Source organism: Iamia sp. SCSIO 61187, assembly GCF_019443745.1.
Classification (GTDB): Bacteria; Actinomycetota; Acidimicrobiia; order Acidimicrobiales; family Iamiaceae; genus Iamia.
This window is the reverse complement of sequence record NZ_CP050948.1, coordinates 2,342,742-2,367,651: the sequence shown is the minus strand read 5'-3', so window position 1 is coordinate 2,367,651 and position 24,910 is coordinate 2,342,742. Positions and strand designations below refer to the sequence as shown.

General features: G+C 70.7%; 28 protein-coding genes and 1 tRNA gene. 18 read left to right on the top strand and 11 right to left on the bottom strand.

All coding sequences use genetic code 11. The features are described from left to right. Positions 1-19: 19 nt before the first annotated feature. From HC251_RS11430 to mobF, 11 genes are all read left to right on the top strand, one after another. The gene (locus HC251_RS11430; RefSeq protein ID WP_219945409.1) at positions 20-1,579 is read left to right on the top strand and encodes an acyl-CoA carboxylase subunit beta; all 1,560 of its coding nucleotides are present in this window, start codon (positions 20-22) and stop codon (positions 1,577-1,579) included. Positions 1,580-1,608: 29 nt separating this feature from the next. Continuing rightward, on the top strand, positions 1,609-2,499 hold the full coding sequence (locus HC251_RS11425) for a hydroxymethylglutaryl-CoA lyase (RefSeq protein ID WP_370651294.1): 891 nt from the start codon (positions 1,609-1,611) through the stop codon (positions 2,497-2,499). 43 nt (positions 2,500-2,542) lie between these two features. Then, complete coding sequence (locus HC251_RS11420) at positions 2,543-2,770, top strand: hypothetical protein (protein ID WP_219945407.1); 228 nt, start codon at positions 2,543-2,545, stop codon at positions 2,768-2,770. A 65-nt stretch (positions 2,771-2,835) separates the two neighbouring features. Beyond that, positions 2,836-2,910: transfer RNA gene (locus tag HC251_RS11415), tRNA-Pro, on the top strand. A gap of 108 nt (positions 2,911-3,018) precedes the next feature. Continuing rightward, positions 3,019-3,186, top strand: coding sequence for a hypothetical protein (locus HC251_RS11410; protein WP_219945406.1), 168 nt, complete (start codon positions 3,019-3,021; stop codon positions 3,184-3,186). 38 nt (positions 3,187-3,224) lie between these two features. After that, on the top strand, positions 3,225-3,482 hold the full coding sequence (locus tag HC251_RS11405) for a hypothetical protein (RefSeq protein ID WP_219945405.1): 258 nt from the start codon (positions 3,225-3,227) through the stop codon (positions 3,480-3,482). After that, complete coding sequence (locus HC251_RS11400; protein ID WP_219945404.1) at positions 3,479-3,808, top strand: type II toxin-antitoxin system HicB family antitoxin; 330 nt, start codon at positions 3,479-3,481, stop codon at positions 3,806-3,808. The genes HC251_RS11405 and HC251_RS11400 overlap by 4 nt, the downstream gene beginning before the upstream one ends. Before the next feature lie 289 nt (positions 3,809-4,097). After that, positions 4,098-4,259 carry a hypothetical protein gene (locus HC251_RS11395; protein WP_219945403.1) on the top strand — a complete coding sequence of 54 codons (162 nt, stop codon included), beginning with the start codon at positions 4,098-4,100 and terminating at the stop codon, positions 4,257-4,259. A gap of 205 nt (positions 4,260-4,464) precedes the next feature. Next, positions 4,465-4,650 (top strand): helix-turn-helix domain-containing protein, encoded by a 186-nt coding sequence (locus tag HC251_RS11390; RefSeq protein ID WP_219945402.1) that lies wholly within the window; start codon positions 4,465-4,467, stop codon positions 4,648-4,650. Continuing rightward, a complete protein-coding gene (locus HC251_RS11385) occupies positions 4,647-5,213 on the top strand; it encodes a hypothetical protein (RefSeq protein ID WP_219945401.1) in 567 nt (188 codons plus the stop codon). The genes HC251_RS11390 and HC251_RS11385 overlap by 4 nt, the downstream gene beginning before the upstream one ends. Beyond that, the gene (gene mobF, locus HC251_RS11380) at positions 5,207-8,374 is read left to right on the top strand and encodes a MobF family relaxase (RefSeq protein WP_219945400.1); all 3,168 of its coding nucleotides are present in this window, start codon (positions 5,207-5,209) and stop codon (positions 8,372-8,374) included. The genes HC251_RS11385 and mobF overlap by 7 nt, the downstream gene beginning before the upstream one ends. Positions 8,375-8,559: 185 nt before the next feature. On the opposite strand, the gene HC251_RS11375 is transcribed toward mobF, so the two are convergent. Continuing rightward, the gene (locus HC251_RS11375) at positions 8,560-9,501 is read right to left on the bottom strand and encodes a GlxA family transcriptional regulator (protein WP_219945399.1); all 942 of its coding nucleotides are present in this window, start codon (positions 9,499-9,501) and stop codon (positions 8,560-8,562) included. A 112-nt stretch (positions 9,502-9,613) separates the two neighbouring features. On the opposite strand from HC251_RS11375, the gene HC251_RS11370 reads away from it, so the two are divergent. After that, positions 9,614-9,928, top strand: a complete 315-nt coding sequence (locus tag HC251_RS11370; RefSeq protein ID WP_219945398.1) for a putative quinol monooxygenase — start codon at positions 9,614-9,616, stop codon at positions 9,926-9,928. Positions 9,929-9,968: 40 nt separating this feature from the next. On the opposite strand, the gene HC251_RS11365 is transcribed toward HC251_RS11370, so the two are convergent. The 3 genes from HC251_RS11365 to HC251_RS11355 form a co-directional block, all read right to left on the bottom strand. Continuing rightward, positions 9,969-10,298: a PilZ domain-containing protein gene (locus HC251_RS11365; protein ID WP_219945397.1), complete on the bottom strand. Its 330-nt coding sequence runs from the start codon at positions 10,296-10,298 to the stop codon at positions 9,969-9,971. A 134-nt stretch (positions 10,299-10,432) separates the two neighbouring features. Then, the gene (locus tag HC251_RS11360; protein ID WP_219945396.1) at positions 10,433-12,799 is read right to left on the bottom strand and encodes an EAL domain-containing protein; all 2,367 of its coding nucleotides are present in this window, start codon (positions 12,797-12,799) and stop codon (positions 10,433-10,435) included. A gap of 188 nt (positions 12,800-12,987) precedes the next feature. Beyond that, entirely contained in the window at positions 12,988-13,176 is a 189-nt protein-coding gene (locus HC251_RS11355) for a response regulator transcription factor (protein ID WP_255566691.1), read from the bottom strand. A 286-nt stretch (positions 13,177-13,462) separates the two neighbouring features. Here HC251_RS11355 and HC251_RS11350 point away from each other — a divergent pair, with 286 nt between their 5' ends. Next, complete coding sequence (locus HC251_RS11350) at positions 13,463-13,696, top strand: hypothetical protein (RefSeq protein WP_219945395.1); 234 nt, start codon at positions 13,463-13,465, stop codon at positions 13,694-13,696. Between the two features lie 90 nt (positions 13,697-13,786). On the opposite strand, the gene HC251_RS11345 is transcribed toward HC251_RS11350, so the two are convergent. Then, positions 13,787-14,038, bottom strand: a complete 252-nt coding sequence (locus HC251_RS11345) for a hypothetical protein (RefSeq protein ID WP_219945394.1) — start codon at positions 14,036-14,038, stop codon at positions 13,787-13,789. Positions 14,039-14,689: 651 nt separating this feature from the next. Between HC251_RS11345 and HC251_RS11340 the strand changes: the two genes are divergently transcribed. Then, on the top strand, positions 14,690-14,881 hold the full coding sequence (locus HC251_RS11340) for a DUF1059 domain-containing protein (RefSeq protein WP_219945393.1): 192 nt from the start codon (positions 14,690-14,692) through the stop codon (positions 14,879-14,881). A gap of 39 nt (positions 14,882-14,920) precedes the next feature. Here the strand turns inward: HC251_RS11340 and HC251_RS11335 are convergent, their stop codons facing one another. Then, positions 14,921-15,397: a nitroreductase/quinone reductase family protein gene (locus HC251_RS11335; RefSeq protein WP_370651280.1), complete on the bottom strand. Its 477-nt coding sequence runs from the start codon at positions 15,395-15,397 to the stop codon at positions 14,921-14,923. Then, entirely contained in the window at positions 15,394-16,173 is a 780-nt protein-coding gene (locus HC251_RS11330) for a glucose 1-dehydrogenase (protein WP_219945391.1), read from the bottom strand. Before HC251_RS11330 ends, HC251_RS11335 begins: the two co-directional genes overlap by 4 nt. 102 nt (positions 16,174-16,275) lie before the next feature. On the opposite strand from HC251_RS11330, the gene HC251_RS11325 reads away from it, so the two are divergent. Both HC251_RS11325 and HC251_RS11320 read left to right on the top strand, forming a co-directional pair. After that, the gene (locus HC251_RS11325) at positions 16,276-16,929 is read left to right on the top strand and encodes a TetR/AcrR family transcriptional regulator (RefSeq protein WP_219945390.1); all 654 of its coding nucleotides are present in this window, start codon (positions 16,276-16,278) and stop codon (positions 16,927-16,929) included. 69 nt (positions 16,930-16,998) lie between these two features. Then, complete coding sequence (locus HC251_RS11320; protein WP_219945389.1) at positions 16,999-17,556, top strand: dihydrofolate reductase family protein; 558 nt, start codon at positions 16,999-17,001, stop codon at positions 17,554-17,556. Between the two features lie 37 nt (positions 17,557-17,593). Here the strand turns inward: HC251_RS11320 and HC251_RS11315 are convergent, their stop codons facing one another. Next, positions 17,594-18,199: a dihydrofolate reductase family protein gene (locus HC251_RS11315; protein WP_219945388.1), complete on the bottom strand. Its 606-nt coding sequence runs from the start codon at positions 18,197-18,199 to the stop codon at positions 17,594-17,596. Between the two features lie 148 nt (positions 18,200-18,347). Continuing rightward, the gene (locus HC251_RS11310) at positions 18,348-20,414 is read right to left on the bottom strand and encodes a hypothetical protein (RefSeq protein WP_219945387.1); all 2,067 of its coding nucleotides are present in this window, start codon (positions 20,412-20,414) and stop codon (positions 18,348-18,350) included. Positions 20,415-20,485: 71 nt separating this feature from the next. Between HC251_RS11310 and HC251_RS11305 the strand changes: the two genes are divergently transcribed. Further along, entirely contained in the window at positions 20,486-20,869 is a 384-nt protein-coding gene (locus HC251_RS11305; protein WP_219945386.1) for a hypothetical protein, read from the top strand. A 186-nt stretch (positions 20,870-21,055) separates the two neighbouring features. After that, positions 21,056-21,226, top strand: coding sequence for a hypothetical protein (locus HC251_RS11300; protein WP_219945385.1), 171 nt, complete (start codon positions 21,056-21,058; stop codon positions 21,224-21,226). Between the two features lie 10 nt (positions 21,227-21,236). On the opposite strand, the gene HC251_RS11295 is transcribed toward HC251_RS11300, so the two are convergent. Further along, complete coding sequence (locus tag HC251_RS11295; RefSeq protein WP_219945384.1) at positions 21,237-22,082, bottom strand: hypothetical protein; 846 nt, start codon at positions 22,080-22,082, stop codon at positions 21,237-21,239. A gap of 300 nt (positions 22,083-22,382) precedes the next feature. Beyond that, positions 22,383-24,746 carry an MMPL family transporter gene (locus HC251_RS11290; RefSeq protein WP_219945383.1) on the bottom strand — a complete coding sequence of 788 codons (2,364 nt, stop codon included), beginning with the start codon at positions 24,744-24,746 and terminating at the stop codon, positions 22,383-22,385. Positions 24,747-24,910 lie beyond the last annotated feature (164 nt).

Below are 24,910 nucleotides of genomic sequence, written 5' to 3'. Positions count from 1 at the left end.
CTCTCGGTAGTCTCGGGTCGTGGAGCAGAGCGACCTCGCCGGCGATGACGAGCCCAGCGCGGCAGACCGCGTCGCCGCGGCCGCCGAGCGGGCCCTGGCCGGCAACCTGGCCAAGGGCGGCGCCAAGCTCGAGCAGCAGGGGAAGCTGTTCGTGCGCGACCGGCTCGACCTCCTGCTCGACCCGGGGTCGTTCGTCGAGGACGCCCTGCTGGCCAACACCTCGGCCGCCGACCTGCCGGCCGACGGCGTCGTCACCGGCACCGGCCGCATCGACGGTCGGCCGGTGTGCGTGGTCGCCAACGACCCGACGGTGAAGGCGGGCTCCTGGGGCGCCCGGACCGTCGAGAAGATGATCCGCACCACCGAGCTGGCCCTGCGCCAGGACCTCCCGATCTTCTGGCTGATCGACTCGGCCGGCGCCCGCATCACCGACCAGGTGCAGCTGTTCCCGGGTCGGCGGGGCGCGGGGCGCATCTTCTACAACCAGATCAAGCTGTCGGGGCGGGTCCCGCAGATCTGCTGCCTGTTCGGCCCCAGCGCCGCCGGCGGCGCCTACATCCCCAGCTTCTGCGACATCGTGATCATGGTCGAGGGCAACGCCTCGATGTACCTGGGCTCGCCCCGGATGGCCGAGATGGTCATCGGGGAGACGGCGACGCTCGAGGAGACCGGCGGGGCCCGGATGCACGCCACCGTGTCGGGGTGCGGCGACAACCTGGCCCACGACGACGAGGACGCCATCGAGCAGGCCAAGGCCTGGTTCACCTACTTCCCCTCGTCGTGGAAGGACGAGCCGCCCCACTTCGCCCCGGCGCCCCCGTCGGCGCCGTTGGTGACCGGGGTGGTGCCCGACGACGAGCGGGCCGGCTACGACGTCCACGCCGTGATCGACGGGATCGTCGACGCCGAGAGCTTCTTCGAGCTCAAGCCGCTGTTCGCCCCCGAGCTCGTCGTCGGGCTGGGCCTGCTCGACGGGCGCCCGGTCGGCATCGTGGCCAACAACCCGGCGGTCAAGGGCGGCGTGCTGTTCGTCGACTCGGCCGACAAGGCGGCCCGGTTCGTCTGGTGCTGCGACGCCTTCAACATCCCGCTGGTGTTCCTCACCGACGTGCCCGGCTTCATGATCGGCACCCAGGTCGAGGCCCAGGGCATCATCCGCCACGGCGCCAAGATGGTCACCGCCATCTCCGAGGCCACCGTCGCCAAGGTGTGCGTGGTCCTGCGCAAGGCCTACGGCGCCGGTCTCTACGCCATGTCGGGGCCGGCCTTCGACCCCGAGGCCACCCTCGCCCTGCCCACGGCCAAGATCGCGGTGATGGGGCCGGAGGCGGCCGTCAACGCCGTCTTCGCCAACAAGATCGCCGCCATCGAGGACCCCGTGGAACGGGAGGCGTTCGTGGCCGAGCAGCGCGCCATCTACGAGACCGACGTGGACATCGTCCGGCTCGCCTCCGAGATGGTCGTGGACGCCGTCGTCGAGCCCGAGGCCCTGCGCGACGAGCTCGTCCGCCGGCTGGAGCGGGCCGAGCGCAAGGACCGGCACTTCTCCGACCGCCGCCACGGCGTCCCCCCGGTCTGATGTCCGGCCTCGGCCCCGCCCTCCCGGAGCTGCCGGCGCGGGTGTCGATCCGCGACGTCGGGCCCCGCGACGGCCTCCAGCCCGAGGAGCCGATCCCCGTCGCCGACCGCATCGCCCTGGTGCACGCCCTGGTCGACGCCGGGCTCACCCGCGTCGAGGTCGCCGCCTTCGTGTCGCCCAAGGCGGTGCCGGCCATGGCCGGGGCGGCCGACGTGGTGGCGGGCATCGAGCGCCGCCCGGGGGTCACCTACGCCGCCCTCGTGCCCAACCTCCGGGGCGCCGAGATGGCGCTGGAGGCCGGTGTCGACGAGCTGACCGTCACCATCTCGGCCTCGCCGACCTACAACCGCCGCAACGTGCGGATGGAGGTCGAGGAGTCGGTCGCCGTCATCGCCTCGGTCGTCGCCGCCGCCGGTGCGGTCCCCGTCGACGCCGTCGTCTCCTGTGGGTTCGGCTCCCCCTACGAGGCCGACCTCACCCCGGCCGACGCCGTGGCCCTCGGCCGGCGGCTGGCCGACGGCGGCGCGACCCACGTCACCTACGCCGACACCACCGGCATGGCCACCCCGCTCCGGGTGGCCGAGCTCCACGGCGCCCTCGGCGGCGCGGTCGACGGCGTCGGGCTCCACCTGCACGACACCCGGGGCACGGCGCTGGTCAACGCCTACGCCGCACTCGGGCTGGGCTTCACCCGCTTCGACACCGCCGTCGGCGGGCTGGGCGGGTCGCCCTTCGCCCACGGGGCCGGCGGCAACCTCGCCACCGAGGAGCTCGTCGCCCTGCTCGACGACCTCGGCGTCGCCACCGGCATCGACGTCGAGGCCCTGGCCGGCGTCGCCCTGCGGGTCGAGGCCCTCGTCGGGCGTCCGGTGCCCAGCGGCGTGGCCCACGCCGGACCCCGCACCCGGGCCGCCGGCTGACCCCGAATGGCTCGGCCCCCGGGGGCTGGGGCAGGGTGTCGCCGTGCCGTGGTGCGAGGGTTGCGACCGCTTCTACAACCCGAGCAGCCTCGGGCCCGACGGGACCTGCCAGCAGTGCGGGCGCTTCATCGCCAGCATCGACGACGAGCCCGAGGAGACCGAGAGCAGCCGGGCGCCGTGGCACTTCTACGTGCTCGTCGTCTGCGTGGTGGTGTACCTCGGGTGGCGCCTGCTCCAGGGGATCGATGCCCTGATCCGCTGGATCTTCTGACCCCGTCCGGGCCGGCGAACGGGTTCGGCCCCCGCCACCCGGGCCGCCTATGGTGGTCCCTTCCACGGGCTGTGGCGCAGCTTGGTTAGCGCGCTTGACTGGGGGTCAAGAGGTCGGGAGTTCGAATCTCCCCAGCCCGACTCGGAAAATCGCAGGTCAGAGCCGGTTTCTTCGGAAACCGGCTCTTCTGTTTCCCGGGCAGATTCGGTCGATGTATGGAAGATGTACTCCAGCTCACCCCGAAAGGGATGCGCCACACCGCCCAGTCGATCGGCCGGGTCGTTGTAGGCGACGACAAGATCATGCAGGAGCGCCTCGGCCACGCCGACATCGGGGTGACGCTCAACACGTACACGCACCTCGTTTCCGAGCAGCACCGGGCGGCTGGCGACCTCATCGACGGGGTGTTCGAATGACCATTGTCGAGTGGTACCAATAGCGGTACCATCTCGTCGTGGCCAAGATCGACAAGCTCGTGGCCGCCATGCAGAACTCGCAGACCAATGTGAAGTACTCGGATCTGGAGACCGTGTGCGAGCACTACTTCGGTGCGGCTCGTCAGAGCGGCACTTCGCATGCCGTGTTCAAGACGCCGTGGCCCGGCGATCCGCGGGTGAACATCCAACGGTCCAAGGGCGGCAAGGCGAAGCCGTATCAGGTGACGCAGGTTCTGAAGGCCATTGACAAGCTCAGCAAGGAGGAGACCAAGTGACCGAGACGACGCACTACGCCTACCGGGTTCGGTGGTCGGCCGACGATGGCGAGTTCGTCGCCACCGTTGCCGAGTTTCCCTCGCTGTCGTGGCTGGACGAGGACCAGGCCGAGGCACTTCGTGGCCTGGTGGCCCTCGTGTCCGACGTGATCGAAGACATGCAGGCATCGGGCGAGCCGGTGCCCGAGCCGATCGCGGAGCGGAGCTTCTCCGGCAAGTTCAATGTGCGCGTGCCCGAAGCGTTGCATCGCGACCTCGTCCTCGAGGCGGCTGAACAACGGGTGAGCCTGAACCGACTGGTCAGCGACCGGCTCGCCCACAGCTGACGGAGACATCCGACGACGGCCTGGGACCTGTTGGTCGACTTCCAATGGGTTGACGTCGACGGGCTCACCCACGCCCACGTCGACGATCTGTCGTCTGACGCCGAGGCCCACCTTGTGGAGTATCTCGTCGTGGGTGACGCGGACGCCGATCCCGCTGTGGCGCGGGTCGTGTCCGTATCCGCTGAAGGTGTGATCCTGCTGCGCGTCCTCCCGGGCGACGCCGACCTTCATCGGGAGTTGCTCGGCGTTCGGCCAGGTAGGCCCAGCTGCCCGTAGCCTGATCCTCGAGATGTTCACCAGCGACTCGGATCCCGAACCGAACGAGCACCTGGAGCTTCCCGTCGAGGAGCTCCTTCGACGAGCCCCGATTCATCCGCCGTACGGGGTTGATGTCATCGATGACCTCACGCCGGAAGAGGCTGACGCCTTCATCGCTGCGGTCTCGAGCTGACTCGCGGTGTGTGGCATCCCAGACTGGCGTCTGGGGCTCCCGCTGGCTGCTCCCCGGCCCGATCGCCGTCCGAACAGGACGACATGGGGCAGTACCAGACGGCACGGGGACGTTGCAGTTCTGTGACGATCGCAGATCGCGTGATCGATTTTGGGGTCTGAAAAAGCCTAGTGGGGCAACAGGACACGTCTGGGAGGACTGACTGATGCCCGATGACCGACTGACCTACACCGTCGACGAGGTGGCGAAGATGCTCGGGATCTCCCGAGGGCTCGCCTACGAGATGGTGAACCGCGGGGAGCTCCCGTCGATCCGCCTTGGCCGACGGGTACTCATCCCGTGCCGAGCGTTCCACCGGTGGCTGGACGAGGCGGTGAGGTCCGCGTCGTGACCGCGGGCCTCGTCGTGACGAGCGACGCGGACCTCGTGAAGCGAGCGGTCGGGCCCACGGCGTGGCTCGTGTTCGAGCACCTGGCCCTGGCCGCGGATGACGACCTCGAGTCCTCGGCGACGGCCCGGTCCATTGGGGTTGCCGTGTCGGTGAGCAAGGACACGGCAGCCGCGGCGATCCGACGGCTCGCGGCGCTGGGGCTGGTCGCTCGGCGGCCGCAGGCTCGACGGCACGGTCGATTCGGCGCCGCGAGCCTTCGGGTCGCGCTGCCGGCCGGGGTGACCCTCGCCTCCACCGACCCGACGTCGACCCCGATGCCGACAACCCGGCGACCGCTCAGGCCGAGACCCGAACCGAGCGCCCTGGAACCCGTCGAGCAGTTGTCGCTCATCCCGGCCGCCGAGCCCGCCGAAGCCGGCTCACCTTGCCCCGACCCGAAGCGCGAGGACGTGACTCACACGGCGCCGTCACCCGACCGAAGAGCCATACACGAATTTGCATCCTCGGATGCTGCGCTCGAGCGTGAGCGCCAAGGTGAACACGAGGACGGCTCATCATGTTGAGCATCGGCGTACTCGTGGATGCGGAGTACCCGATCTCGTCTCTGGCCCGGAGCCCCGAGGAGTACTACCTCGGACACGGTGAAGCCGCGGGCCGCTGGACCGGCTCGGCCGAGGCCGTGTTCGGACTGGCCGGCGAGGTCGACGAGGACGTGTTCCGCGCGCTGATCGAGGGCCGTGATCCGAACACGGGCGAGATGCTGGCGGCGGCCAACCGGAAGAACGCCGGCTACGACCTGTGCTTCCGGGCGCCGAAGTCGGTGTCGGTGTTGTTCGGACTCGGTGATCCGGACACGGCCCGGATCGTGGGGGAGTGCCACGACGAATCCGTCGACGCTGCCCTCGGGTATCTGGAGCGGTCGGTCACATGGACCCGGAAGGGCCGCAACGGTGTCCGGCACGTACAGACCGGTGAGTTGGTCGTGGCGGCATTCCGACATCGCACGAGCCGGGAGGCAGACCCGCATCTGCACACCCACGCCGTCGCGGCCAACCTGACCCGCACCGAGGACGGGAGCTGGGGGACGCTGCACTCCCAGCTGTTCTGGGCCCACGCCAAGACCGCCGGGTGCCTGTACGAGGCCGAGCTACGGATGCGGCTCACCGAGCGGCTGGGGGTGGAGTGGGGTCCGGTGATCAACGGGATCGCGGATGTCGCCGGTGTGCCGGAGGAACTGCTCGGGCTGTTCTCGAAGCGGAGCAAGCAGATCAAGGCCCAGCTCGACCAGCTCGGCTTCACCTCACCGCGGGCGGCGGAGATCGCTGCGCTCGACACCCGTCGGGCCAAGACCCCCGGCACCGCCACCGTGTCGCTCCGCGAGGTCTGGCGAACCGAGGCCACCGACGCCGGCGCTGACCTCGCCGTACTCGACCAGGCGATGGGGCCGGGGAAAGAGGCCCTGACGCTGTCGGCCGCCGAGGTCGAGGCCGTCCAGCGGTTCCTCGAGAGCCCCGACGGCCTGACCGGGAGAGCGTCGACCTTCGATCGCCGCAAGATCGTGATGGCCTGGACCGACCACCTTCCCGAAGGCGCGCCCGTCGAGTTCGTCGAGGCATCGGCGGACGCGTTCCTCGCCCGGCCCGAGGTCGTGTCACTGGTCACCGTGTCCGATGGTTCGGACCCGGCGTCGGCAGGGGATGCGAAGGCGGGTATGTATTCGACCCGTGACCTGCTCGCGCTCGAGGAGCGGATGGTGTCCGGTGCCGTGTCCCGCCGATTCGACACGGTCGGCCTCGTCGACGAGTCGCACTTGGCCGCAGCGTTGCGTGCCCGTCCGACTCTGGCCGACGAGCAGGCCGCGCTGGTTGCCGGACTCACGACATCCGGCGCGGGGGTCGAGGTGGTGTCGGCGGCGGCGGGGACCGGCAAGACGTTCTGTCTCGACGCCGACCGCGAAGCCTGGGAGAAGGCCGGCCGCCGCGTGGTCGGCTGCGCGCTCGCCGCCCGGGCCGCGGCGCAGCTCGAAGACTCCGCCTCGATCCCGTCATCCACGCTGGCCCGCCTCCTCGGCGACCTGGACCGCTCCGGAGGGTTCGAGCCGAACACGGTCGTGGTCTGTGACGAGGCCGCGATGGTCGATTCCCGAACCCTGGCCCGCCTTCTCGACCACGCCGAGCGTGCCGGGGCCAAGGTGGTGCTGGTCGGCGACGAGAAGCAGCTCCACGAGATCGGCCCCGGAGGCGCCTTCCGTGGACTCGCCCGGCGACTGGGCGCGTACACGCTCGAGCAGAACCGACGACAGATCCACCCATGGGAACGCGACGCGCTCGCCGAGCTCCGCTCCGGCGACGTGAACGCGGCACTGGCGGCCTACGCGGAGCAGGGTCGGGTCGTCACCGCCGCCACGGCACCCGATGTGCGAGACCGGCTCGTCGCTGACTGGTGGGCCGCTGGTCTGGCCGGCGAACAGGCGCTGATGATCGCCGCCCGGTGGGCCGACGTCGACGACCTCAACCACCGCGCCCGAGCTCGCATGCTCGCCACCGACCAACTCGCCGGCCCCGAACTCGAAGCAGGGGAGCGGGTCTTCCAAGTCGGCGATCGGGTGCTCGCATTGCGCAACGACAAGCGCCGCGGACTGACAAATGGCAGCCTCGGCACCATCACCGACCTTGCCCCAGCCGAGCGGACCCTCCGGGTGCGGCTCGACACCGGCGACCTGGCCACCGTCACGACCAAGTACCTGGACGCCGGCCACCTCGCGCACGGCTACGCCACCACGGCCCACAAGGCCCAGGGCCTGACCTGCGACCGGGCACTCTTGCTCGGCAACGACTCCCTGTACCGGGAGCTCGGCTACGTCGGCATGTCCCGCGGCCGGCTCGGCAACCACCTCTACGTCGTCAACCCCGACCGCGACGACACCGCCACCCGCACCCGCGGCGACCGACAAGACCCACTCGAACTCGTCGCCGCCGCCCTCCGGCGATCCACCGCGCAGACCCTCGCCATCGACACCGAAGTGGTCGCCCAGAACGACCGGGGGCGTAGCACGGATGATCTGAGGGAGCTGCTGGTCGAGCGCCGCCGGCTCGACCGGATCCTCGCCGCGTCTCCGGTGGACCCGACGATCGAGGACGCGGCCCTCACCGAGCGACGGGACATGGCCCTCGGCGAGATCCGGGACGCCGAACGACAGCTCCAGGCGGTCGGCCCACTCCGGCTGCGCGAACGCGTCGGGCGAACCGACCCCGCCCGCGTCGTGGCAGAGAACCGTGTCGAACGCGCACACACGGCGCTGCAGCGAATCGACGTAGCCATCGCGCAGATCGACGGCCAGCGCGCGGCCTTCGCTTCCTTCGAGGAGCAGCACCGCTCCGACACCGAGCGCCGCGAGGCGCTGGATCAGCTGATCGACGCCAAGCTCAGCGTCCACCTCGCTCAGATCGGCCGGCATCCGCACGGATACCTCACCCGAGTCCTCGGTCCGATCCCCGACAGGAAAGAAGCCGCAGCATGGTGGTGGCGAGAGGTCGCGAAGATCGAGACGTACCGCATCGAGGCTGGCGTCACGACGACCGACACGCTCCTGGGAGCACACCACGACGATCCTGACCTCGCCGCCGACTACCAACGCGTTGTCCAGGACGCCCGCTTCGCCGGCCGAGAGCTCAATCCGCCGAGCGACCATTCGCTCGGCCGCAGCCTTGGCCTCGGCAGGTGACTTCGTCGTCGGCTCGGCCGCAGATGAGGGACGCTCGCAGGCGGAGTTCGGGGACAGTCCGAGCGTCCCACCCCTGTCGCGCAACCGGCGATAGGAGACGGCCATGCCGCCAGCCTCGGTATGAGCCCCTTCGTTCTCTTCGGAAGGCAAGCAGATCTGGCCCGTGCGCGCCGCCGGTGGTTCAGCTAGGACGATCGTTGTTCTCTGCGCATGAGCGCTCGCAGTGTCTCTGCGTTGGCGTAGCCGACCCTCTGTGCGATGTCGGCGGTGCTGAGCTGGGTGGTCGCGCTGAGGTGCCGGGCCCGTTCGAGGCGGAGGCGCTGCACGAACGCGAGCGGTGTCAGGTTGAGAGCGGACCGGAGTCGTCGCTCGAGCGTGCGTCGGCTGGTTCCGATCGCTCGAGCCGCTCGGGCGACGTCGAAGGGTTCGTCGAGACTGGCTCGGACGTGGCGTTCGAACTCGATCACGATCGGATCTTCGTGGCTGAGGTGTTCGTACGCGACGTACGCGGACTGGGAAGGGCGCTCGTCGATCAGGAGCAGCTTTGCGACGTGCTGCGCGAGGTCAGGGCTGACCGATCGAACGATCGACAGTGCGAGATCGATGTGAGCGAACGCAGCGCCCGCGGTGATGAGGTTTCCGTCGGACACGACCATCGTGTCGAGATCGAGGTCGACCGTCGGGTAGCGCCGCCGGAACGCTGGCCCAAGGAACCAGCTCGTCGTCGCTCGGCGTTCATGTAGGCGGCCGGCCTCCGCGACGGCGAACACGCCGGTGCACGCGGCAGCGATCAGGGTGGTCGAGTCATCGAGTCGGCCGAGTGCCTCGACGACCGATCTCGCGGCCCGCTGCTCGAGGGCCTGCGCCGTGTCGGTGGCGGTGAGCGTGCCGAGCGCGGGCACGATCACCACGTCGAAGTCGGCGACATCCGACAGGGGGTGCTCCACCGCCAAGGTCATCGACGTCGTCGTGACCACCCGCCGCTTGGGCCCGGCGATCGCAAGCGTGATCGGTGCGGTCCTCGGGTCGACGTCGCCTCGGACCGCATCTGCCACACCCAGGATGTCGATCACCGACGCCACCGCGGAACCGAAGCAACCGTCCTGGACGACCATGCCAATCCGCATGGCGCAAATGGTAGCAATCCTGCCGGATGCGCCACTATCACCCGAGGCTGGTCCGTCGTACGGTCAGGACATCGCTCGGGAGACAGCCTCCCGGCACGACAAGGAGCACACCATGTCCGCACCCACTGATCTCCCCTACGCATTCGTCGCCAAGATCGTCGCCAAGTCCGACCAAGGAGACGCACTCGCCGAGCTGCTGCGAGGGGCCCTCACCCTCGCCAACGACGAGCCCGGCACCATCGTGTGGTTCGCGGTGCGCACCGACGAGTCCACGTTCTGGATCTTCGATGCGTTCCCGACCCAGGACGACCGGAACGCCCACGCCACCGGCGCGATCGTCGATGCCCTGACCGAGAACGCCGACAGGCTCCTCGCCCAGGCGCCCGAGATCCTCCCCGCCGACGTCCTCGCATCCAAGCTTCCGTAGCCCCTGTCACACCGGCAGGGGACTTCCCTGACCCGGATCATCACGATCGGTTCGTCTCGAGGAAGAAGAGCGCCGACACGATGGCGTCCTCGACCGAGCTCGCCATCGGGGCAAAGTCGACGTAGTGGTGAACGACGTCGCGGCCGAGAACGAGGTGGTTCGCACGCACGGTGCGACACCATCGGATGGTGCCTTCGACATCCACTGCGAGGGGTTGTCTGCGTCCAGGGATCTCACATCGGAACCGGACGCGTTCGCCCGCCGGGATCGGTTCAGGCAGGACGCACTCGACGCCTGCTGGGCTGATCTCGAGCGTCTCACCCAGATGAATGGTTCGCCGATCGTGGATCGGAGCGACGTCGGCGGCCACGATGAGGGGGACGCTCACGGTTGCGCGGTGACCACCGGCACGTGCCGCCGGACTCCCACCGCTCGTCCGCTGCTGCGGACGTTCCGTGTGACCGTTCGTGGCCACGGACGCTTGTCGCGCTGATCGCAAGATGCTCACGGCTGTCTCCTGTGTTCGCGAGGTGCTCCCACTTGGATCAGGAGATGGCGTCGCTCGAGACAGCGCTGTGCGCACCAACTCGCCGGTACTGCATCTGCCGTAGCTCCAGCCGGTCGAACCCCCCGTCGGCGGCGCGCTCGGGCCGCCGGGTCCGCGCTGCTACCAGAGGTTCTCGAGGCGGTCGGGCGCGGCGAGGTGGAAACCAGATACGCAGTCGACACCGAGCTCACCCAGGAGACGCAGCTGCTCCTCGGTCCGACGCCTTCGGCGCACGCCCTCGCGCCGATCGCGTGAGCGAGGTGGACGATGGTGGCGACGATCGGACGGCCCGCCGGGTCGGCGAGACGAGCGACGAACGATTGATCGATCTTGAGCAGATCGACCGGATACTCGTGCAGGCGGTGGAGCGACGAGTGACCGGTACCGAAGTCGTCGATTGCGATCTGCACCCCGCTCGAGGCGAGACGGCGCAGCGTGACCGCGACGGAGTCGGAGTCGTCGAGGAGCGCGGTCTCCACGACCTCGATCCCGAACCGCCGTGCGGGAAGTCCGCGCTCGTCGAGCCCTCCCAGCACTGCGTCGGCGAAGCACCGTTCGGTGAGCTGCTGCGGGGTGACATTCACCCACATCACGACCTCGGGGTTGCCCGTGATCGCTGCTGCTTCCGCCGCGTCGCGCGCTGCCTGGTCGAGCATCCGGGTCGTCAGCACGTTGATGAGTCCGGTCTCGGATGCGACCGGGATGAACCTGCTCGGAGGGATGAGCCCGTGAAGAGGATGGGTCCATCGGGCGAGTGCCTCCAGGCCGAGGACGGCACCGGTACTCATCGAGAAGGCCGGCTGGTAGTGGGCGACGAGATCGCCGCGACCGAGGGCCTCGCGGAGATCGGCCTCGATCTCGACGCGGGCGAGCGCTGCCGCTCGGATCTCGTCGTCGAAGACGACGATCCGATCCCTCCCCGCGTCCTTGGCGCGGAAGAGCGCAGCGTCGGCGTCCCTGATGAGCGACTCGGCGTCACGGTGGGAGTGCGCGAAGACGAGGCCGGCGCTGGCGGTGACGACGATCTGCCGGCCGCCGAGGTCGAACGGACACACGCAGAACTCACGGGTGGGACGCTTGAGCTCCAGCCGCCCAACGATCCAGGTGTGGAGGTTGTCCCGGTTCGGGAGTCCGGTGAGGCTGTCGTGGGTCGCTCTGAACGCGAGCTCGACGCGAGCATGCTCGGCGACGACGCGGGCTTCCCGTTCCGCAGCCAGCAGGCGGTCGCGTTCAGCGGCGGCGATCCGGCGATCCGTCACGTCGTGGAAGTACGCGGCCACTCCCTCGGGGATGGCGTGCGCGCGGACCTCGTACCACCGGCGGTGCGGCGGGTAGTACGCCTCGACCTCCCCCATACCTCCTTCGTCCATGATCGATCGGTACAGCTCCTCGAACTGGGAGCCGATCAGCTCGCCGAACTCGTGCCACAGGATTCGACCGGAGAGAACGGACCGGTCGCGGCCGAGCAGCGCTTCCGCAGCAGGGTTCAGGTAGGTGAACCGGTAGTCGCGGTCGATGGAGAAGTAGGCCTCGGGCATGGACTCGAGCAGGTCGACCACCCGCTGGTTCGCGCCGTGGAGATCGGTGACGTCGACGACCGCACCCGTGAGCCGCGATCCACCCTCGGCGTCGGAGCGGACGTCGGCTTGCACGAGGACGAACCGCACGGTCCCGTCCGGGTGCACGACTCGGAAAGCTCCCCCGGCCGGGCCCCCACCCGTGAAGGCCTCGCGCATCTGGCGCTCGGCTCGGCTCCGATCCTCGGGATGCACTGCGGTGAGGAGCACCTCGATCGGGCCGCGCTTGGCGAGTCCTGGGCAGCCACAGATGCGAGCGGCCTCCTCGTCGACCCAGATCGTCTCCTCTGCCGGGTCCCACTCGAACACGCCCACACGACCTGCGTGGGTGGCGATCCTGAGGTGGTCCTCCGCCTCTCGCCTGCCGTCCTCGGCGCGGCGCTGCTCGGTGATGTCGACGAAGAACGTGGCCACGCCTTCGACCACCTCCCCGATGACCAGAGGTGTCGAGTCGACACGCAGCCATCGGAGCTGTGCGGTCGGGGTGTACACCCCCATGACGACGCCGCGAACCGGCTCACCGGTGCGCAGTGCGACCATCGACGGGTGGCTCTCGCCGGGAAAGGGTGTCCCGTCGGCGTGGATCGTCCCCCACCGCTGATCATGGCTCGTGCGGCCCAGCATCTCATCGGCGGTGAGACCCAGGATCACCTCTGCGGCCCGGTTGGCCGCCACGATCACGCCGAACGGATCCTGGATCACGACACCGTTCGGCGTGGCGCGGAAGGCAGCCTCGATCAGCTCCATGGACAGCGAGGCACCGATTGGCGCCTCGGTGCTGATGTCAGGTCCCATTGGTGTCTCTCCCCGCGGCAGGCAGGTGTGGCGCGGCTTACGCAGCAGCGCGCGGATGACTCATGTTCGTGCCTCGAGCGATGCGAGAACACCGGCGCGAGAGCCATTTCGCAAGTACGACATCAGTCGTAGGTGAGGTTTCAGCGAAGGATGCGACGACGCTTGGCGACGGCGGCGGCCTCGAGCTTCGAGTGGGCCCCGAGCTTGGTGAGGATCGTCTGGACGTGGGTCCGGACCGTGTGGACGCTCAGCACGAGTTCGGCCGCGATGGCCTGGTTGGTCAGACCCTCGGCGACGAGATGGAGGACCTCTCGCTCCCGCTTCGTCAAGGCCCCGATGTCCTTCGCTCGCCCGGGGACGAGCTGCGCGAGATCCTTCGCAGGGATGACGACGTGGCCGCCGGCGGAAGCGGTGGACGAGACCGGTCTCGGTGGACTCAACAAGAGATGAAACCCCAGGTCAGCGCACTGCGCGGCACGCAGTGACACCAGAAAAAGCAAGGCACTTTGAACTGGGGGTCAAGAGGTCGGGAGTTCGAATCTCCCCAGCCCGACCACCGAATCCGCAGGTCAGAGCCGGTCCGCAAGGGCCGGCTCTCCTGTTTCCTCAGCCGAGGTGACCAACCGGGTGACCAACCCGGTCAGCACCTACAGCCAGGAGGCAGCAGTGACCACACCCAAGACGACACCCATCACGTTTGACCCGAGCGTCGAGGTGACGCCGGCGACGCAGGAGTGGCTCGACCTGTTCGCCCGATGGGTGGAGCAGGACACCGACCAGGCGACTCGCAACGAGGAGGCGTGGGCCCTGTGCGAGTTGCAGGGAGGGACCCGTCCCGGGAGCGCCTAGGTCCCACCTGTCTCAGACCGGACACCTGCGCCGCCCTCGGCCCTCGGCCTTCGGGTCGGGGGCGGTGCCGCGTCTGTTTGGAAGGCCGCGTCACTGCCCTTCGAGAGGCGGTCGGTTCTGCTCCCGGAACTCGTCATAGCGAGCCTTGCACGCCTCTGCCCGGGCGGGCCTACCTTCGATCTGTTCCCCCGCGTTGGAGAACTCTGTCCCCAACCGGATTCTCTCCTCTTCGTCGAGCTCGTCGTAGCGGGCGATGTACTCGTCGATTCCATCGCAGTACGCCGTCACCGGGTCGACGTCGTCGCCTCCTGACCCACAGGCCACCACGCCGGCAACTGCCACCAATGCGAGTCCGCGCAGGAGCGTCCCTCGGTGTCGGGCGCAAAGGTCAGCGGTCTTGGGTTGGGACAGCCGGGCCATGCGGAGACTGTGCCGGCGTCAGCTCCGGTACGGCATCGGTAGAACCCCGTGCCACCATCCCTCGGGCCTTCGGAGCGGGGGGCGTGGCGCGACCCGTCACCAGCCGGCGGCGTCGATCCCTGTTCGCCAGCCGGCCAGGAAGTCCGGCGAGGCGCCGTCGCGGGCTCCGTGGTCGCGAGGGTCTTCGTCGAGCGAGGGGAGGTGGCAGGCCCTGGGGCGTCGTCCCCGTGCCCAGGTGGCGTGGATGGCGGCCCGGTAGCCGACGATCTCATCGGCCGAAGGGAACCTCAAGGGGCACGTTCTCGTGTCAGGGCTTGCTCGGCGAGGACAAGATCGCAGGCAGCCGGATGGATGCGGAGGGGACCTTCGCGGTCAATGTCGCCTACGAAGGCGCCAGCCCGTCCACCACGACGGCTGGAAGACGACGGGAGGGTGGCTCTCCGGAGGGCTCTCCTCGTTGTCGTGCGCTCACGCCCGCCTCGGCCTTGGGTCGGGGGCGGTCATCCTCCTTGGTTGACAGGGGGCCCCTCGAGCGCGCCTATGGGAGGAGCCCGCGAACCCGAGGAGATCGCGATGACGCGCATGTACGTCGACTGCCGTGAGATGCCGAGCGAGGCGGACTGCACCCTCTCGATCTCGGCCGACAGCGAGCAGGAGCTGCTCGACGCGGCCGCAGCCCACGCCGTCGCTGTCCACGGCCACGAGGACGGCCCTGAGCTGCGGCAGGGGCTGAGCGAGATGATCCACGAGGGCGCCGCTCCCTGACCACCGGGCCGGCGTCTCCTGCCTCCTGGGCCGAGGCGATCACGACCGGCGACCGAAGTCGATGCGCATCAGTCGGCTGTCCGCCCAGTCTTCGAGCCGTGTCGGCCGGATGGTGCCGGGGTCGTGGGGCTGGTTGAGGTCGGCGACGATCTCCTCCAGCACGGCCTGGCGTTCGACGGGGTCGGTGACCGGCGTGGCCCGTGCCGGCAGGTCGGCGCGGACCCCGTTCTTGAGGTGGAACGTGAAGTCGGGATCGGCGAGGAGGTTCGCGTGCCAGTCGGTCGCGGACCCGCCGGCGCCGCTGCAGAGGTAGGTGCGGCCCGCAGCTCGGTAGAAGAAGATCTCGATGCGGCGTGGTCGGCCGGTGCGGCGCCCCCGCGTCGTGATGTCGATGATCCTCTCGCGGGTGCCGGCGGCGGGTGTGATCTCGATGGTCCGCCGGATGTGGTCTGGCAGGTGCGACAAGGGCGCGTCCGGGGCGGAGTCGTCCCCTCCGGTCGTGTCCGGGCCGCTCATGCGGCCTCGGCCGGGAGGGCGGGCCCGAGGAGGAGCCCACCGTCGATGACGAACTCCGACCCCGTGATGAACGACGCGTCCGACGAGGCGAGGAACAGGAGCAGCCCGGTGACGTCGCTCGGCTCTCCCAGGCGCGGGATGGCGAACGGCTCGGGGGAGTAGACGTCGGCGATGGCGACGGTGGCGCCCGCGGCCGGTTCCTGGATGAAGGAGGTCGCGATGACGCCCGGGTGGATGGTGTTCACCCGGATGAGGTCGCGCCCGAGCTCGAGCGCCGCCGTCTGGGTGAGACCGCGCACGGCCCACTTGCTGGCGACGTACGGCGCGTAGTGCGCGGTGCCGCCCAGGCCCATCGTCGAGGCGATGTTGACGATGGCTCCCCCTGTGGCGCGGCGCAGGGCGGGGGCGGCGACCTTGATGCCGAGGAACGTCCCGGTGAGGTTGATGTCGAGGATCCGCGACCACGTGGCCCGGTCCGTCTCCTCGATCGGCACCGGCGGGTTCTGGACGCCCGCGTTGTTGACGAGCACGTGCACGGCGCCGAAGGCGCTCTCGGCCTCCTGCACGGCGGCGGACCACGAGCTCTCGTCGGTGACGTCGAGGCGGGTGAAGCGAGCACGGGTGCCGAGCTCGGCGGCGAGGGCGACGCCGCGTTCGGCGTCGATGTCGGCGATCACCACGTTCGCGCCCTCGGCATGGAAGGCGCGCACGTGGCTCGAGCCCTGGCCACCGGTCCCACCGGTCACGAGCACGGTCTGGTCGTCGAAGCGGTTCATGGAGGTTCCTCTCACGAGCGGTGAGCCGAGTGGCTCACCTCTTCTTCGACGCTAGGGCGGGGGCAGTGGTGAGACAACCCACTCACCTCGTAGGCTCGATCCATGGCCACGGTCGTGCCGACGTACCACCAGCGCGTCGCCCGGGAGAAGCGCGCCGTGATCGTGGCGGCCGCGACCGAGCTCTTCCTCGAGCGGGGCTACGACCGCACGTCGCTGGCACGGATCGCCGAGCGCTCGGGTGTCTCGCGGGCCACCTTGTTCAAGCAGTTCCCGAGCAAGGCCGACCTGTTCGACGCCATCGTCACCGAGTCGTGGGCGACCGCGGACGAGGAGGATCCTCCGCCCGCAGGCAACGTCGTCGACGGGCTCACCACCATCGGTCACCGCTACGCCGAGCTGTTGCGGCGGCCCCAGATGACCGACCTGTTCCGGATCGTCATCGCCGAGCTGCCGCGGTTCCCCGAGCTGGCCGATGCGCAGTTCTCGCAGGGGAAGATGCCCGCCTTCGAGTCCGTGCGCGTCTACCTCCGAGCCGAGCACGAGGCGGCGACGGTGAAGGTCGACGACGTGGACCTGGCCGCCACCCAGTTCCTCGGCATGATCTCCAACTACGTCTTCTGGCCGACGCTCCTGGTGCCGGGCTGGGAGGTGAGCGCCGAGCGCGTCGCCCAGGTGATCGACGAGGCCGTCCGCACCTTCACGGCGCGCTACGCCGCGCACGGGCCAGGGGGTTCTCCCCCCGCCCGACACCGATGAGAAGCGGCGCCGAGGCCCGTCTGAGCACGGTCCGGTGAACGCGTCGCGCCCTCGAGGGAGAGCAACCAGGTGAGACCACTCCGCTACTCGATCAACGTCACGCTCGACGGCTGCTGCCACCACGAGGCCGGGCTCCCGCCCGACGAGGAGTCGATGCGCTACTGGACCGATCAGATGGGACGGGCCGATGCCCTGCTGTTCGGGCGGGTGACCTACGAGATGATGGAGTCGGCGTGGCGGCGGCCGGCCGCGGGCCCGTGGCCCGACTGGATGGACGAGTGGGAGATCCCGTTCGCCGAGACCATCGACCGGGCCGAGAAGCACGTCGTGTCGAGCACGCTGAGCAGGGTCGACTGGAACGCCGAGCTGGTGCGAGGCGACCTGGGGGACGCGGTCCGGCGCCTCAAGGAGGAGCCCGGCGAGGGCCTGTTCGTGGGGGGCGTGACGCTCCCTCTGGCCCTGGCGGACCTGGGGTTGATCGACGAGTACGAGTTCCTCGTGCAGCCGGTCCTCGCCGGTCACGGGCCGACCCTGCTCGCCGGCCTGCGCGAGCGCATCCAGCTCGAGCTCGTGGATCGCCGCGAGCTCGGGTCGGGCACGGTCGCCGTCCGGTACCGGCCGGCGTGAGCGGCGGTGGTCCGTCCGCCCCCCTCGACCCCACCGGTCAGGCCGTGCGGGTGCGGTCCAGGAGCAGCGCCGTCGCCCCGGTCTCGGTCGGCCAGGAGCCGGCCGGGGTCCAGTCCGAGGCGGGGGTCGTGGCGTCGAACAGGCGGTCGCCCCCGCCGACCACGACCGGGCAGAGCATGATGCTCAGCCGGTCGACCAGGTCGGCCTCGAGCAGCTGGCGGATGATGCTGACCGAGGCCAGCACGACGATGTCCCCGCCCGCTCCCTCCCGCAGCTCGGCGACGGTGGCCGCCGGCCCGGCGGTGGCGAGGCGGGACCCCCGCCACGGGGTGTCGGTCAGCGTGGACGAGAACACGACCTTGTCGGTGGCGTCGAGCCATCGCGAGAAGGCGCGGTCGCGGGGATCGGCGAGCTCCATGCTGGCGACGCTCGGCCAGAACTCGCCGAAGCCGGAGTAGTTCTTCCTCCCGAGCAGCACCGTCGTCGCCGGCTCAGTCACGCGCAGCATGTGGTCGCGGGCGCCGTCGGACAGGGCGTGGGGCACGATCCAACCCATGTCGTGCTCACCGTCGGGTCCGTTGATCCGACCGTCCAGCGACAGGGTGATGTTGGCGACGACCGTGCGGGCGGGGGTGCGAGGCATCGAGGCTCCTGGGTTCACGGCGAGGGCCGGTGCCCTCGCTCACACCCCGGACGGAGCCGGGCGCCTGTCTTCGACATCCCTCCGTCCGGCACCGGTCTCGGGCGGTGGCCGAAGAGGGCACCGAGGTGTCGGCACGCGTGCGCTTCGATCACAGCGACCAGGCGACGGGGGCGAGGGGGTCCGGCCGGTACGAGCAGTAGGTGCCGGTGTGGAGGCAGTTGGCGAGGTGGGCGGCCAGCTCCGGGGCGTGCTCGGCCAGCCGAGCGGTCGCGTAGCGGAGGGTGCGGGCCACCGCGACCCGGGCTCGCTCGGCATCGCTGCCGACGGCGCGCAGCCGTCCGCCGAGGCCGACGGCGTAGGCGAGCTCGGCGACCAAGTAGTCGCGGTCGCACTGGGCCAGCTCGGCCCGCGCCGGGTCGTTGCACCGGAGCGCGTCCTCGATGTCCTCGTCGACCTCGGCCAGGCGCCGCCTGTAGGCGTGCCGGGCCTCATCGTCCAGCGCCGGCAGGCCGGCGCCGCCGGAGGTGAGGGCGTCGCCGGGCCCCACGCCGGCTGGCGGCCCGGTCGGCAGAGATCCCTGCTCGACGGCGACGAGGTCGAGCACGTGGAACTCGCGCCCGGGGTCGGCCAGCATCCGGACCAGGTAGCGGAAGCCCTTCAGGTCCCGGACCGTCGCCGACCGGCCGGCGAAGGCGACGATGCGCACGTCACCGTCGAGCCGGAACGTCGCCTCGGCGACCGGGCTGCTGCCTCGGTGCGCATCCGCGGGGGCCGTCCCGTCGAGCAGACGGCGAGCGTTCGCCGCCTGGAGCTCGGCACCGAACGCGGCGAAGGCCGACTGCGCCGCCTGCCACTCCAGGCGGGCTGTCGTCTGTCGCCCCGCCCGGGCGTGGGCCTGACCGAGCACCAACCGGGCCACCGCCGCCTCGTAGGGGGCCCCCACCTCGGCCCAGACGGAGGCCGCCGAGGTGCTCGCACCGACGGCGCCGTCGTGGTCACCGGCCAGCAGGTCGACGCGCGCCTCGGCCAGGCACGCCGACGCGTCCAGCCAGGGGCTGGCGTAGACGGTGGCGATGGAACGGAGGGCTGTGCTCCCCCGTCGAGCGGTGGCCAGGTCGCCGGCCGCCACCGCGATCTCGACCTGCGCCTCGAGCAGGGGCGCCAGGACCAGGTCACCGAAGGGCGGCCGCTCCTTGGACGGGGACTGGGACGGGTGGTCCACGGCGTCGGCGATCAGGCTCGTCGCCGCGTCGAGGTCGCCCTGGGCGAGGCGGACGAGGGCGAGGCCCGGGTGGGGGCACCAGACGTGCTCGTGGGCGGCGCGGTAGGCCTCCTCGGCGCCGGCGAGGTCGCCCTTGCGGAGCCGGATGTTCCCCAGCTCGGCGAGGGGCCAGCCGAACTCGCGCCGCATCCACGGCCTGAGGTCGTCGCAGGCCCGTAGGGCCTCGTGCTCCGCCGCCGCGCACGGTCCCGACACACGCAGGATCTCCGCCCGGTGGACGCGGCACCGTCCGTGCAGCCCCCCGAAGGCGGCGTCGGGCCGCCATCGCTCCATGGCGTCGGTCCACTCGGAGGCCATGTCGTGGAGCGCCAGGCCCTGGGCGGCGCAGACCAGCTCGCACAGCATCATCCCGGTCGTGAGCGGGTCGACCTCCCCCGACATGAGCACGGCGCCGACCTCGTCGAGCTGGTCGAGGCCCTCGGCGACGTGGCCCTCGAGGATCGTGATGCGGGCGTTCGCGGTCCGACCGATGACCTCGGCGGCCGAGGAGTCCTGCCGTCGGCCGAGGGCGATGGCCATGTCGGCCTGCTCCCTCGCCGCGGCCATGTCGCCGCACATGAACCGCTCGTAGGCGCGGATCGCCGCGACCACGGCGTGCACCGGACCCTCGTCGTGCCCGTCGAGCAGGTGCACGGCCCGGCGCAGCCAGCCCCGGACCGGGGCCATGAGGCCGGTGTCGATCATCAGGAACATGGCGATCATGGCGGCCGCACGGGCGGCGCCGACGTGGTCACCGGCGGTGCACAGCAGACCGTGCTGGGCCTCCCACGCCGCGATCGACGCCTCGAAGTCGCCGTTGCCGTAGGCCGCCCGGGCCCGCAGCTCGTGCAGGGCCGGCGACCGGGCGGCGCCGGGCTCGGCATCCAGGAGGTCCAGGGCCTCCGCCCACCGCCCCTCGGCGACCGCCGCCTCGATCTCTGCCGGCTCGCTCACCGTCCCATTGTGACAACGATCATCACGTCCTTCTCCTGAGAGCCCCGCCGCTCACGAACCAGGAGATCACCATGCACATCACCAAGACCGACATCCCCGTCCGCCTCGAGGCCCCCGGAGCCGTCGCCCGCCAGGTCCCCGACTTCGGCACGGCCGAGGGGGCGATGGGCGCCGAGTACTTCAGCCTGGCCACCGGCACCGACCTGGCCCCGCTGCTGGTCGGCCTCGACGGCGACGCCTGCGCCTCGCCCCACTGGGGCTACGTCATCCAGGGCCAGGTCGTCGTCACCTACACCGATGGCGGCACCGAGAGCTGCTCGGCCGGCGACGTCTTCCACTGGCCTGCGGGTCACAGCGTGCGCGTCGACGACGACGCCGAGCTCGTCCTGTTCAGCCCGCAGGACAGCCACGGTGCCGTCATGGACCACATCGCGACCAAGCTCGCCGCAGGCTGAGCCGGGGTCGCCGCCGCACCGCCGGCCGGGGCGATCCGGGACCCCGGGCGGCGGTGCCGCCACGCAGCGTGTTCCGGGGGGAGGACTGGAGCCCCGCTGATCCGCATCACCCCCGGCCGGGTGACGACGACGACGCTCGGACGTGAGATGGTCGGCGTGCGGGCGACGACGACTCGGGGCGATGACGTGGACCCATCGGTGATCTGTGCCGTGCTGCTCGTCGTGATCGTGGCCGTGGGCGCGCTGCTCCGGCGCCGGTCGCGAGCGCGGTCGCACCAGCGCCTGCAGTGGCAGGGGACGAGCGAGCGGGACTGGACCATCGAGGAGCTCGACGCCCTCCGGGCCGACGCCGTCTGAGGGGGCTCCGCTACCGGTGCGTGCGCTGCTGGGGTCGCGCCGCGCCCTGCCGGGCGGCGACGCCATCCCTGAGGTCGATCGTCACCGGCCCCGCTGACCCGTCGCGACGCGCCACCCCGGGCCCGGACAGGCGACGGACGCTGAGGATGGCGAAGAGCGACAGAGCGCCGGCGGTGCACAGCTCGATGACCTCGCCGTACTTGACGATCGTGAAGCGAGGCGACTGGAGCGCGACCAGGCGCAGGAGCTTGTAGGCGAACACGAGCAGGAACGCACTCGAGAGGACCATCGGCGGCACGACGAGGTCGAACCACGGCGGGCGGCGCACCTCCTCCAGCCGACGGCGGAGGGTCACCGCCACCACGCTGCCGTAGAGGCCGACCAGCATGAACCCGACGTTGATGGAGTCCTGGACGACCCGGATGTTGTGGACGTTCGACTCGCCCTGGTGGTTCCGCCCCTCGAGCGCGGCCGGGGTGTCGAGGTCGAACACCCTCTGACCCCACGAGATCTCCTCACCGGCGATGAAGACCAGGGCGGCGGCGAACGCGACCCACAAGAGCGCGGGAGCGACCTCCCGCCGCCTCCAGAGCAGCGACACCACCCCGACGGCGGCACCCACGCCGATGACGTCGGCGACGAACTGGCTCCACTCGAGGATCCCGTCCTCGCCGGTCAGCCACCTGAACAGCGGACGATGGACCAGCGTCGCAGCGACCGCGACGGCGGCGAGGAGGGGCGTGACCAGGAGGGCGAGGCCGATCGGCCTGGCCACCCGCCACTGCTCGTCCGCCTCGACGAGGGCGTCATCGACCAGGTCCCTCGCTCCCTCGATCGAACGTCGAAGCGTCGACATCCTGCCTCCGTCCACCTCGCGCAGCGAGCGGCGTCGCACCAGTCTCCCACGACGGGGGCGGGCGGCGCCGGCTTCGGCGGTCGCGGGGCACGGAGACCCCGAGGGCGAGCCTCAGCCGAGGAGGACGGCCGCCCAGAGGGCGATGCAGGTGGCGACGAGGGCGGCGGTCCCGCCCCAGGCCGCGAGGTCCCGGGTCAGCAGCGTGCGCATGGCGGCGATGTCTACGCCATCGACGTGAGCCGTGCTGGTCCACCGCGTCAACGCACGGTGAACAGCGGGGGAGGGGCGGGTGCCGGCCGGTCAGACCGGGGCGAGCTCCTTCTCGGGCTCGCCGGCGGCGTCGGGGTCGCCGGCGTCGTCCTGGTCGTCGTACTCGACGTGGCCCTCGACGTCGATGTTCGGGAGGAGGCGGTCGAGCCACGACGGCAGCCACCAGTTGCGGTCGCCGAGCAGCTCCATGGTGGCGGGCACCAGGAGCATGCGGACCACGGTGGCGTCGAGGAGGACGGCGGTGGCCAGACCGACGCCCATCAGCTTGATGATCCGGTCGTCCTCCAGGAGGAAGCCACCGAAGACGAACACCATGATCAAGGCGGCGGCGGTGATGACCCGGGCGGTGGCGGCCAGGCCGTTGGCCACCGACTCGTGGCTGTCACCGGTGCGCAGCCACTCCTCCCGGACGCGGGACAGGAGGAAGACCTCGTAGTCCATCGAGAGCCCGAACACGATGGCGAAGAGCATCATCGGGAGGAAGGGCTCGATGGGGGCCCCGTCGATGTTCAGGAGCGGGCCGAGCCAGCCCCACTGGAACCCGGCCACGACGACGCCGTAGGCGGCCCCGATCGACAGCAGGTTCATGAGCACCGCCTTGAGCGGCACCAGGATCGAGCGGAACACGGCCATCAGGAGCAGGAACGACAGGGCCAGCACGGCGGCGAAGAAGAAGGGCAGGCGGGCCGACAGGTAGGTCGAGAAGTCGGCCAGGATGGCGACCGAGCCGGTGACGAGCGGGTCGACCTCGGAGTCGCCGACCGCCGCCGGCAGGACGTCGTCGCGCAGGCGCTCGACCAGCTCGGTGGTGCCCTCGTCCTGTGGCGAGGTGGTGGGGATCACCCGCCACAGGGCGGCCGTGGCCGCGCTCGGGTCCTCGGGGTCGTTGGGGATGGCGGGGGAGGCGAAGGCCACGCCCTCGGTCTCGGCGAGGGCGGCGCTGATCTGCTCGAGCACGGCGGGGTCGGTGCCCTCGGGGATCTCGGTCACGACGAGGAGCGGGCCGTTGAAGCCGGGCCCGAAGCCATCGGCCAGCAGGTCGTAGGCGGTCCGGGTGTCGGTCCCCTCGGGGTAGTTCCCCTCGTCGGAGAAGCCCAGCCGCAGGCCGAACACCGGGATGGCGAGGACGCAGAGGAACACGGTGCCGGCGACGGCGGACCGCCACGGGTGGTGCTGGACGACCCGGCTCCACCGGTAGGCGAAGGTCTCCTCGGCCGACCGCCGCGACCGCATGTTGACCTCGCGCTTGAGGGGCCGGACGACGAGGCCGAGCAGGAGGACGGCCACGCCGGCGACCAGCAGCACCGAGGACACGCCGCTCGGGACCCCGAGGCCGAACAGGACGAGGGCCAGGGCGACGAGGCCGGCGGTGACGAGGCCGCGCCAGCGGGTCACCTCGACCCGGGTGCCGGCGAAGCCGAGGAGCGCGGGGAGCAGGGTGATCGACGCGACCACGGTGACGGCCACGACGCTGGCGGCCCCGATGGCCAGACCGGTCACGAAGCTCAGCCCCATGATGGTCATGCCGAGCAGCGAGATGACGACGGTCGCCCCGGCGAACACCACGGCCCGGCCGGAGGTGTCGATGGCGACGCTCGTCGCCCGCGCCGGCTCCATCCCGTGGTGCAGGTTCTCCCGGTACCGGGTGACGATGAAGAGGGCGTAGTCGATGCCGACGCCGAGGCCGATCATCACGCCGAGGATGGTGGCGAAGTCGGGCACGGTGACGACGTTGGAGAGGATCCCGACGATCGAGGTGCCCACGCCGATCCCGAACAGGGCGACGCCGATGGGCAGGCCCATGGCCAGCACCGACCCGAAGGCCAGGATCAAGATGACGATGGCGAAGCCGACGCCGAGGATCTCCGACGAGGGCTCCTCGAACTCGGCGAAGCTGCCGCCGCCCAGGTACACCTCGGTGCCGGGGACGTCGGCCTCCTCGACCAGGGGCCGGATCTCCTCGCCGGCGGCGGTGAAGTCCTCGAACGACCACCCGGTGGGGGCCTGGAGCGACGCGAAGGCGATGCGACCGGCGTCGTCGCCCTGCTGCGAGATCTGCCGGGCACCACCCTCGCCGTAGGGGCTGACGACGGTGATGCCGCTGACCTCCTCGACCTCGGCGAGCAGGTCCTCCATCGGGCCCTGCACGGCCGGATCGGTCACCTCGGTCTCGGACCGGAAGACGATCGAGCCGGCCTGGTCCCCGCCGCCCCCGTCGAAGCCCTGCTCGAGGATGTCGAGGCCGCGCTGCGCCTCCCCGGGCAGCGACGGGTTCGACTCCGACTCGGTGCCGAGCGCGCCCGACGCCGCCCCGGCGATGACGAGGGCGACGATCCAGAGGCCGAGGACGATCCAACGGCGGTCGTGGCACCAACGACCCAGGCGAGCGAACATCTGCGACTCCATCGGCGACAGGCGGGGGGACTGGAGGGAACCACCTTCCACCGCTTGTGCATCCAGGCACAAGCCCTTTCGGGCGAGATGCGACCGATGTCACGGCAGCGCGTGCCGCGACCCGTCAGCCCCCCGGCCGGGCGGGGCCGGTAGCGTCGCCCCCG